An 11653-nucleotide genomic window follows, 5' to 3' on the forward strand; every position below is an offset into this window, starting at 1 on the left:
TTCTCACTATCCTAAGTCTAGATTGCTAAGGAGGGAGTGGATTCCATACATCATGTTACGAGTCTAAATACGACTACGATAAATTACCGCCCAGCGCAATAAGCAACGAGGACATTTTTACTCATAAGCTCAAAGCCATTCGTTTCCAAAAACACTCGACCAATCACTGTCCGGTGATGCCCATCACCAACATAAAGCTCACCACCTCTATTACACAGAGGCCAATTTCGCTTTTCTTCTTAAAAATAGTAATCAGGATTGCTTTGAAGGTTTCGAGCATAACGCTGACCACGTTCGAGACCGTGAGGATTATCAGCGCAAGGAAATAAACCACCCAAGCTTTTCCTGCATGTCGAGGCTCTAGCCCCCACCCCGTCGGAGAGGTGAACATCCGTGACTTACCTTCGGCATGCGTAAATTTTTTCATATCAGAGCCCTGCACAGCAAGACCATTAGCCAACAACCATTCAGTCTAAACCCGTTCATCTGCATACGCAGGTAATTATCTAAAAAAGTACTCCATTTCACTCACAAGGAACCACGATGCCTAGACCTAAACGCACGTCCGGCAACCACTTCACCCGTGGCGGACAAATTACTTTTCACTCCATTCGGATGTTCTTTCAAGTCAACAATACCTTAGTCTACGCCGCCATTTGGTCGGTGATAGCGCTCACTGGCGTTCTTACCTGGCTACGCGCTCCTGATAACGCCTTTTGGTCTGTGTTCTACTACTGGCGCAATCATATCTATGCCAGCCTTGGACACGATCTTAACAGCGAAGTCACGACGTTCTGGAGCGGGAAACGCTACATCGGCACGCTCGCTTCCCAACTGGACAACCCCCAACTCATCAATCTCTACGATAACGTGATACGCCAAATACAAATCAACTTTTTGATTGGCATCTGTATTGCTTTCACCATCTTAATGCTCGCCATGACTTTCTTTAAACGACAAGGCGAAAAACAAAGCGAAGATTTTCACATCCGAGGCTTTCAATACGCCGAGCCCAAGGTGCTCACTAACGATTTAAAAAACGGGCAAAGAAACTCAAAAAACAGGGCGTAGGAAACGGACGGATTTCTGATTTCAAAGTGGATGGACAGGCCTTGTTTAAACATGAGTTTGAAGTTCAACATATGCTCATTGACGGCACCACAGGGGCAGGTAAATCCGTCATGCTTCGTAAACTATTACGCTGGATACGTAAACGTGGAGATAAAGCCATTATTTATGATAAAGGCTGCACCTTTACCAGTAAGTTCTTTGACCCTACCCAAGATACCTTACTCAATCCCTTTGATGAACGCTGCGCCAATTGGAACGTCTGGTGTGATGCTAAGGATGGCCCTGATTTTGAAAACATTGCGAACGCGCTTATCCCGCAACATGGTGAAGGTGACCCGTTCTGGGTGGATTCCGCCCGTACTATTTTTTCTAGTGCTTCGTATCGTATGAGTCAAGATGACAAGCCCTGTTCAACCGCAAGGCTTCTCGGCCTGATACTCACGTCTGAACTCGAAACTCTGGGTAATTTCCTGCAGGGTACAGAATCGGCATCTTTGGTCTCCAAGGACATCAAAAAGACCGCTATCTCGATTAAGTCCGTGTTGGCCACTTACATTAAGAGCCTACGCTTTTTAGATGGACTGGATGAGAAAGACGGTCAAGGTCAACCCAAACGCAAACCGTTTTCCATCACCGATTGGGTACAAGATGATCAACAAAAAGGCTTTTTATTTTTATCGAGTAACGCACAGCAACACGCCTCACTACGTCCTTTGATTTCGACTTGGCTTGCCATTGCCTCTAACGCTATTTTGGGACTCAAAGACGATGAAGACCGCCGTATCTGGGTGATTATGGATGAGATGCCGAGTCTGCATAAACTGCCTGAGCTTGATAACATCATTTCAGAAGTGCGTAAGTTTGGGGGCTGTTATGTGATTGGTCTACAGTCTTATGCTCAGCTCGTGAAAACCTACGGAAAAAATACCGCGGACGTTATTTTTGATTTACTCAACTCTCGCTTTTACTTTCGCGCCCCATCAGCGCAGATGGCACAAATCTCATCCAAAGATTTGGGGGAGCAAGAAGTGGAGGTCTCAAGAGAACACATTTCTTACGGTGCAAATGCACTGCGTGATGGGGTATCGATTGGCCACCAGACGGTGACACGACCCGTTATCTCTAGCAGTGAAATCCAAGCCATGGATGATTTGCAATGTTACCTTCGCGTACCAGGAAGCAGCTTTATCACTCAACTGGATTTGCACTTTGATAAAATGCGAGATGTGACACCGGCCTTTATCAAACGTAATTACACCCCATCGCCCGCCATGACCAAGGCGTATCAAAAAGCGATTTACTTTGAGTGTGTCGCCCCGGGTATGCTCCTCAACGAAGAAGAGCGTAATGCACTCACCGAAATCCAAGCCAAGCAGTTTGAAACGCCGGAAGAGATGAAGCTGGAAACCGACCAAATCCAACAAGCACAACGAAGTGAGACGGTCAAAGCGTTAGCCAGCAAGGAGGCCGAAAAGCTCAAATCAGACAGTGACCATAAAGAGCGAGCGCAGCAAGAGCTTGAAGAGTCGGCGATATCTCAAGATATCGAAATGGACTCGGGAGAAATGGTGGAATGAATAGTCATTACGTTTTGAGGAACTTAAAAAACACTCTGGAGGGGATATCTGAATGTGAATTATGGGCTTCCTATAACTCAAACGACATTGCTCACATTGCTTCCAGTGTAATTTCAAGCTTAATCTTGAAAAGCTCCCATTTTTCAATTTATTTAGCTAGCGGCATACTAATCTATGCCGCTTTTCTTTCTTGCCTTACGTTGTTTCCTCAACAATGGAAAGTGATTATGAAACCAAGAGCCCAACACAAGCGCCAACATAGCGCGCGAGTAAAAAAAACCGAACACTCACCAAAACACACCACCTAAAAAACAACCTGAACCACTCTTTGTTCTTGATATGCTCGACGGCAACGACTGGCGACATCTCGTGCTGACTTATAGAGACGCTAAAAGGTTAATCCAACGCACGCACCATAGAGGCTACACCCTAGAACCTTACGATAACCACTAATCACTAGACCGCCACAAGCCTTGCCATTGCAAGGCTTTTAAACTCCGCCTCTCGTCCTGACTACCGCTCAGTTTTTCTGCTAGCGGTAATTTACGTTGTATAAGGAGCATCACCATGTCAATCAAAGACAAATTCAAATCTCTGTTATCACTATCAACACGTAATGAGACGCTCTAATTTTAAGAAGATGTGAATTGGTGCGTCAAGGACGATTAAACGGTGCGCGTTTTGCTATTCAATAGAAATATAACCCTTGAATTTATGGTTCAATAACGAAACATTTACAACTATGAAAAAAGAGCCTTTGTTATCAACTCTAGATTAAAAGGAGGACCATCCTCTTTTCTTCTCTCTTGATAAACATATCTGTCATCCATAACAGAACTGTCCACATCAACATAAATCGGGAGCAATGATGAATTTACAATAGTCTTATATTGACGATTAAACTCGTCGGTCACCTTTTCCTCAAACAAGAAGATATTGTGAATAGGGGCGTCATCTATTGGCTCCTCATTAAAATGAAAAACAGATAGAGCCCCTAAATTGCGATAGTTATGAGGTAAAAACTGATTTACCAAATTATTATTTATTCTCCACAGAATTTCAGATGTGTTACTTGCTATATCGATGTTAGAAACCAAAGCATGATGAAAAGGGAATGTGACAATATCAACAGCCCCAAGCTGAAAAGAAGGTTTTTCAGGCAGAAAAAATGGATTGCAACTTCTCATTTCTTTTTGCTTTGTCAATAAGTCAAAAGCACGTTCAAAGTCCAATTGGATGCGAAAATCGGTTTCATCAGCATAAGGTCCTTCAAATGTATTGATGACACCGCCACGCCTAACTTTATTATCATCTAACGCTCTAACAATAAATTCCTTCATCAACTGTTGTTCAATAACAAACAGCTTCCCCGGTTTGGTAACACCATTTTCGACCAAAGGGATTTCATTATAAAACTTTAATGGGTTTTCTGGTTTTCGCTTGAGAAAACTAAACATTGCGTGACTCCTAATACTGATGCGTAGAACACCCACCTCAATATACCCCAAACTTCCACCTAAGGAACCCATGCGCATTCTCACCATCTAGTGAAACTGGCTCTCAATCCACTCGATTAACACTTCACCACTCAAACTGCATAAGGACAAACTCATGCTTTCCATCAGCCCCCTAAAATCTGCTGCGGGCGCAGCGGGGTATTACCTAAAAGAAGAGCAAGACTTAAACCAGTCCACCCTATCTCTTGAGCAAGACAACAACGACAACTACTACCTTAAAGAAAAGAGCACTGAGCCAAACAGCTTTTGGCACGGCAAACTCGCCGAAGAAGCAGGATTGCTTGGTAAGCCTGTTGACCAAAAAACACTAGAATCCGTCTTATCTGGGCACCTCGGTGACGAGACTATCAAAGGTAAGCGTGATGACCATAAATCAGGTTTTGATTTAACTTTTTCAGCACCAAAAAGATTAAGCACACTGGCACTTGTTGGAGGCGATACTCGCCTTATTGACGCACATACCAATGCGGTTAAATTTGCGCTATCTCAATTAGAAAAAGATGCAGCGCAAAACGTATCGATTAACAAAGACGGCGTACGTGAGTTCTCCAACACCGAAAACATGGCCTTTGCGGTTATTCTCCATAAGACCAGCCGTGAAAACGATCCACAAATCCACTCCCACTCTCTTGCCGCTAATATGACTCGCGACCAAGAAGGCGTCTTGCGCACACTGGCTTCCAGCATCAAACAAAAAGGCGGGGTAATTAATGGTACTGGAGAACGCATCTACAACTTCCAAAAATACTACGGCATCTTATATCAGAGTCAATTGGCTAAAGAGGCGCAAGAATTAGGCTATACAACGCGAGGCGTCGGCAACGGGCAATTTGATGTAGAGGGAGTACCTCAAGTGCTCATCGACACCTTCTCTACTCGAACGCAGCAAATCAACCAACAAGCCTTAGACTTCGGTGTTGATTCCCGCGCTGCGAAAGACGTAGCAAACCTCGACACTCGAAAACCCAAAACCTATGAAAGTGACTCCGCCCTCAATGCCAAATGGCAACAGCAGACGAAAGCCGCCGGATTTAACCCCGAAACCTTAGTGCAACATGCACTGCAAATCGCCAAGCAGCCCCATCATCCTGAGCACATCGCCCAAGACGCCTTTGAGCGTGCCATCGAGCACCTTGGTCAACACCGCACCGCCCTGCAACTGGAAAAAGTCATTGAACGGGCAGCCTCAGAATTTACCAAAGGCGGTATTCAAGCCAATGCCATTGACCTAAAAGCGGTGGCAGACCAATGGATAAAAGAAGGGACGCTTATCCCTCTGGCAGAGAAAGGGCAATACACCACCAAAGGCTTAATTGATAATGAAAAAGCACTTATCGACAGCACCCAAGGTCGGGCACATCACATGCGTACCCACGTTGCACCCAAAGTCCTAGACAAGCTCGCTATTCCTAAAAGTCAGCAACGTATGCTTACCGACCTTTGCCACTCCACCAAACAGTTCCACGTGGTGAATGTGCATGGCTCATCACAAGATATTGCGCAGCTGCTACTCAATGTAGGCAATCACAGTGGTAAACGCGTCCAGTTCGTCTCACAAAGCGCCAAAACAAAAGCGGAAGGGATGGAGAGCCTACAGCGACAAAGCAAAACGCTTGTCGCGTGGATAGCCAATACCTTCTCACCAGAGCAGCGCCACACCACCCACAGCTTATTGCAAAGCGATACGCCGCTGACCAATAAAGACGTCTTGCTCATCGATGACGCCAATAAGATGAGCGCGAATGAATTGTTAGCCCTCACCGATAAAGCCAAACAATCGAGCAGTAAAGTGGTGATGCTTAATCGCGTATCAAGCCGTCAGGGATTTAAAACCAATAACGCTATCTCGCTGTATCAAAAAGGCAATGTGGAGAGTCATTCTTGGGTTGGTAAGCGAGCCAGCAACACCAACGTGAAACTGCATGACAATGACACCGATAGGATAGCGCGGGTGTACGCCGACCTCCCCGATAAAGCCAACACGCAAGTGATTGCCACCTCCGGCGTCGAGCAGCGGCGGTTAACCGAAGCGATACGGGGCCAGCTCAAAAATACCGGCGCCCTCGCCAGACACGAAACCACCCTATTCATTCAAACCCCTCACCACCTCTCCAAAGCGCAACAACCCCTCGTTCAACACTACAAACCAGGCATGACACTCTCCCACTGGGAGAAAAACAAACCTCAGAGCTTTGTCATCGCCAGTATCGATAAAGAGAGCAACACCATGACCGCACTCAGCAAACGCGATGGACAGTCACACACCTTTGACCCGTCCAGTCGCACCTTTAAGCGCATGAAGATGCAAATCAGTAAACCGCAAAGTCTCAACATCGCCCAAGGCGAACGTCTTCGTACGTTAGGCAAACACTTCCCGGCCGGTTTGGACGCCAATCAAAATTACCTTGTCACGCGCACTGACAAAGAGAGCCTCACGCTTGAGAGCAAAGGTCAAACGCAGCGCGTAAACTTAGAGAGCCTAAAAGACGCGCCGCTGCAATACGACTATGTTCACGGCGCCCACCATATTGAACAAAAAGCCCATACCTTGCTGTCAGGCAAAGCGTTTACCTTATCTAAGCCCCTGATAAACGACCTGACCGAAAAAACAGAGCGCCTTGATATCTTCACCGACAAACCAGACAAAGCCCAAAGCGCACTCGAAAAAGAACAGGTCTCACCTTCGGCAATCGAGCGAGTGTTGCAGACGCAAAATGTCAACGACCGCTACCTAAACGACGCCACCCAAGATTTGCTAAAGCAGGATGTCAGTCAGGCACTGTCAGCACTAACCAAAGCGCAAAACGCCCCACTCATCGAAAAAGCGGTCAGCTTTGCCCTGAACCACCTCTCAGAGCGAGAAGCGGCGTTTAGCCAAAAAGCGTTAGTGGTGGAAGCGGTGCGTTACGCCTTTGAAGAAGCCGGAGGCTCTATGACCAAAGAGCAGGTTGAAACAGAGCTAACGAAACGCAGCGACACCCTCTCTGCTGAGTACAGTCACGGCACACGCTGGACGACGCAAGCCGCGCTAGAGACTGAAAAGCGTATCTTGCAAAACATCACTGAGGGTAAAGACCAACATCAGCCTTTTGCGACGCCTAAGCAGGTGCAAGACTTTCTCGATACCAAGCCTCGCCTAACCCAAGGGCAAAAGGACGCCATCACCCTTATCTCGACCACCAAGGACAGCTTTGTGGCCATCCAAGGATTAGCCGGTACAGGTAAGTCCACCCTGCTTGAATCGAACATTGAACTTATCCAGTTAGTGAAAGAAGCCAGCCAGCAACCAGAGCAAAGCGTCATCGGTCTTGCGCCCACGCACGCCGCGGTTGCAGAGCTAGAAAGCAAAGGCGTGAAAGCGCAAACACTGGAAAGCTTGCTCTCTGACATCCGACAAGGCAATCGAGAAGCCAGTGACTATCAACATACCTTGTTCTTTCTCGATGAAAGCTCCATGGTCAGCAACAAGCAAGCCGATGAGTTCACAAAGCTGGTCAATGACAGTCAGTCCAAAACAGCCAAATTGGGCGATAAAGAGCAGCTTTTATCACTCAGTGCCGGTAAACCCTTTGAGCTGGCCATAAGCCAAGGCCGCATCGAGACCGCTTACATGACCGATATGGTACGTCCACAAAATGACACCCTGCACAATGCACAGCAAAACACCATTGATAAGCAGCCACAGAGCGCCCTAGATAAACTCCAGCAGCAAGCCCCTGATACTCAAGGCAACCGCCAACATGTCATTTCTACGCTGAATGAAAACGACAAAGACCGACGCAGAGCGCAGCTCACCGCCACAGAGAAGCTGCCCTACGTAGTCGCCAAAGACTATTTAGAGCGCACCCCCGAAACGCGAGACAACACATTGATTATCGCGTACACCAACCAGGAGCGAGACACCATCACCGAACACATCCGTGTCGGTTTGATGAAAAAGAGTGAGTTAGGCAAAGAGAACGTCATCGCAACTCGGCTACGCTCAATCGGCGCCACGGGTGAAGAGCTCACGACCATGATGCCCTATCAAAAAGGCTTGATACTGAGCACCAGACCCGGCGAGTACGCGACAATCACTCACGTGGATTCAGAGCATGGCGTGGTGACACTTCAAGACGCGGCGACAAGTAAGACTAGGCCATTCTTACCGCGCAACCGTGATCACCGCTTCACCACCCTGTTCTCTACGTCAGAAAAGCCACTCTCAACAGGCGATAAAATCATCACCCGCTTTACCGATAAAGACCGCGGTATCAAAGCCAACGTCGAATACCGCATCACGCAAGCCAATGAGGAAGGCATCAAAGCGCAATCAAAAACAGGACAAAAGCTCATCATTAACCCCAACGCGCTTAAAGATGGGCATTGGGACTACGCTTACAGTCGAACTGCAGACATGGCGCAAGGGGCCTCTTATCCCCACGTCATTAGCGCGATACAAAGCAAAGCCGCACTGACGAACCTGAGACGGGCTGGTATCGATGTCACCCGTGCCAGCCAGCACATTCGGCTCTATACCGACAACACAAAGCAACTGCTCAAAAGCTGGTTATCCAAAGAAAGTCATAAAGCCAGTGCGATAGAAACCATCAGCCAAATCCCACCCAAAGACACCACTTACTTTAACCGCAATGCCCTCCCTTCTGAGGACGTTCGATTCCAAAATAAAATGGGTGACTTTAACTACAACCAATTTAGGGAGCACATTAATACGCAGCTACCAAAATACACGGAAAGTCTTGCTATGCAGTTATTAGGCAAGCCTAACCAATCTAAATCAGACCGTGATTACTTAACCTTTGGTCTTGGTCAATCCGCCCTCAAAATCACCCTGACCGGAGAGTACCGTGGTTATTTTAAAGACTACACGACAGGCGAAAAAGGCTCCTTGATTAACCTTATGATGAACCATAAGGCAATAAGCTACAAAGAGGCCATGAATGAAGCACACAAGATGCTCAACGCTCCAGAAAATTACCAACTGGAGGAAAACAGCAAACATGAAAAATTACTCAACACGACCCCAAGGCATATTGCGCAGTTTGAAGAAAGAGCCAAAGAGTACATTAGCCAAAGCCTGCCAATGGATGGCACCTTGGCGCAAACGTACTTAAACAAGCTCGGTGTGAATAACATTGAAAATCACCATGTTAAATTTCACCCTGCGGTGTATTCATCCGAAGACAAATCCCTTCACCCTGCAATGCTAACCAATATTCATAATAAAGAAGGCGAAACCAAAGCCATTGAAGTGACCTATTTAGACATTCAAGGAAATAAAGAAAAAAGCCTAAATATCAACCCTAGAACGCTAGGGACAAAATCCAAACAATTAACACACTTTCATCAAGGGGAGAATTTAAATACCACCATCATCAGTACCTCAATTGAAAACTCTTTTTTAATTCGAGACCAAACTCAAGGGCAGATTGATATTATTAATGTCAATCACAAGAACGACATTCAAAACATTTCTACCGACGAACTGAGGCAGAACATCATTATTGTATTAAACCACGGAAATCACGATTTAAACCACAACAACATTGAAAAAATTGTCGAGAAATTTAATGGACGAGACATTCAATTTATGTCAGAAGACAACCTTAAAGAGGACATCAAATCGTGCATTAACAAATTAGAGCGAGATAACAGCGCACATAACATTGAATTAAATGAGACGCACACTTCTCATCAAGAGAGCGAATTAGACACCCTCAACTATAATGAGAAAAAAGAAACCGACAGCCAATCACTCGACCACTTTGAGCCAAAAGAATATTCACCTCAACAAGAGATGGCATTGAATCGCTCAGAGAAAGAGAGCCATTGGGAAGAAAAAGAAATCGACAGAGAGTTAGAGCGATAATATAAGGGTAGCCAGTGGCTACCCTTTTTTTCGCCTTCAAGATACTCGTCGACACTTTTATCAACCAAAGCGGTGTTGGATTTTCTTTGCTCAATAGAGTCGGCTTTGTTCTTATAATAACTCTCCCCATCAAAGCTATGTGCTAAATTTAAATTTAGCACGCCTTGTACCTGCCTAACTCTACGATACGTTTCTTCCATCAACTCACGGTTCGACGGCCTTTCATCATCACTGTCATTCAGTTTAATACGCAATGCCAATGTCAAAAGCTGACGAATCGCATCAGCATCAGTTAAACCCTCTCTCTTTTTAAACTGGCGAAAATCTTGCTCTAGCGGCCCCTTGATTGTGGCTTGTAATACTGTGCTTCTGGCCATTTTTAGATTTTCTCCCACCAAATTGGGTTAATACGATTTAATGTACATTTAAATACGATACCATATTATCACAACCTAACAATCGCTCACAAACAAAGCCAGAAAAGGGCTAAATTGAAATAAAATACAAATACACTCACTTTCAAATCAAATAGCCTGTAAACCTTACCATGCATGGGTTAAATGGATATTAAATACATTTAACATATTTTTAAATACGATTTCAGCGGCTAATTAGTTGAGATTTTGAAAATTTTTTACACTCTACTCCCCCCTTTATCATTAAATATAATTTTTTGTTTTTATTGTCATTATATTATTAACAGACAACCATCCGCATTGGAATCAATGCGCCGTGGTGTGTGGTGACTTTCTGAGAAAGTAAAAGGTCAGGATAGCTTCATCAGCTTGAGGTGGGTTAACTTGAGAACATTTGACTAGGGAAAGATAAAAAGCCGGATCTATGGCGACTGAATAGAGAGCAGCAAGAAGGGTCAGACGTAGGAGCGAAGAGAGGGAAGGAAGAGAAAATGACAACCATCACTGCACCATAATGGTGCGGTAATGGTTATTTAACTTTTTCGGAATAATAAACAGATTGGACTTTTTGGATGTATATTTTTCTGGCGGTTTCGGTACGTTTGGAGAAACCCGCATTATATGCGCCTATGCTGTTCCAGTTATAGCCATGACTGGCAAAGTTAGAACTTAATACCCATGCACCTAATGACACGTTAAAACACGGCTCATAAATATTCTGGTCATTCACATTAAAATCCGAAAGCTTGTTGAACCAGCTTGAATTAATTTGCATCAGACCATAATCACGACTCTCCACTTCACCACGGCTATTTTTATTTTCATTGATAACATTAGGGTTTAAGTTACTTTCAACGCGTGCAATCGCTCTGAGCAAGTTTGGAGAGACATTGTAATGATACCCTGCCTCATCAAAACAAAAAGCAGACGCTTGGAATGGAATGAGAAAAACGAAGATTGTTTTTATTTTCATGATACAACCACAATAATATTATTTATAAAGGAGATAAACTAAAATCAGTTTATCATGAGTCGCTGTGCGACGAGTAGAGAACACGCTCACGCAGTGAGTAAGAAGCTCTATATCAGCATAATAGAACCCTAAAAATAGGCTCGGTATTCACCACATCAAAAAATACCCTTCATCCAGGGTGAGATCGTGAGCGTTTTTTAATCAAAATTATGATCGATTTGACGATCACA

General features: G+C 45.1%; 4 protein-coding genes and 2 pseudogenes. 2 read left to right on the top strand and 4 right to left on the bottom strand.

Going from position 1 to position 11653, the window contains the following annotated elements; genetic code table 11:
• Positions 1-163: 163 nt before the first annotated feature.
• Entirely contained in the window at positions 164-427 is a 264-nt protein-coding gene (locus ED652_RS22965) for a hypothetical protein (protein ID WP_254051735.1), read from the bottom strand.
• A 116-nt stretch (positions 428-543) separates the two neighbouring features.
• Between ED652_RS22965 and traD the strand changes: the two are divergent.
• Positions 544-2648: pseudogene (gene traD / locus ED652_RS22970) on the top strand (type IV conjugative transfer system coupling protein TraD).
• Between the two features lie 740 nt (positions 2649-3388).
• On the opposite strand, the gene ED652_RS22980 reads toward traD, so the two are convergent.
• Entirely contained in the window at positions 3389-4105 is a 717-nt protein-coding gene (locus ED652_RS22980; RefSeq protein ID WP_122056284.1) for a hypothetical protein, read from the bottom strand.
• A gap of 154 nt (positions 4106-4259) precedes the next feature.
• On the opposite strand from ED652_RS22980, the gene traI reads away from it, so the two are divergent.
• Complete coding sequence (gene traI, locus ED652_RS22985; protein WP_122056285.1) at positions 4260-10034, top strand: conjugative transfer relaxase/helicase TraI; 5775 nt, start codon at positions 4260-4262, stop codon at positions 10032-10034.
• Between the two features lie 20 nt (positions 10035-10054).
• Here traI and ED652_RS22990 read toward each other — a convergent pair.
• Both ED652_RS22990 and ED652_RS23000 read right to left on the bottom strand, forming a co-directional pair.
• A pseudogene (locus ED652_RS22990) lies at positions 10055-10411 on the bottom strand (hypothetical protein); the annotation flags it as partial.
• Between the two features lie 568 nt (positions 10412-10979).
• Complete coding sequence (locus tag ED652_RS23000) at positions 10980-11423, bottom strand: lytic transglycosylase domain-containing protein (protein ID WP_122056286.1); 444 nt, start codon at positions 11421-11423, stop codon at positions 10980-10982.
• Positions 11424-11653 lie beyond the last annotated feature (230 nt).

The organism is Vibrio sp. Evd11, from assembly GCF_900382755.1.
Taxonomy (GTDB): Bacteria; Pseudomonadota; Gammaproteobacteria; order Enterobacterales; family Vibrionaceae; genus Vibrio; species Vibrio lentus.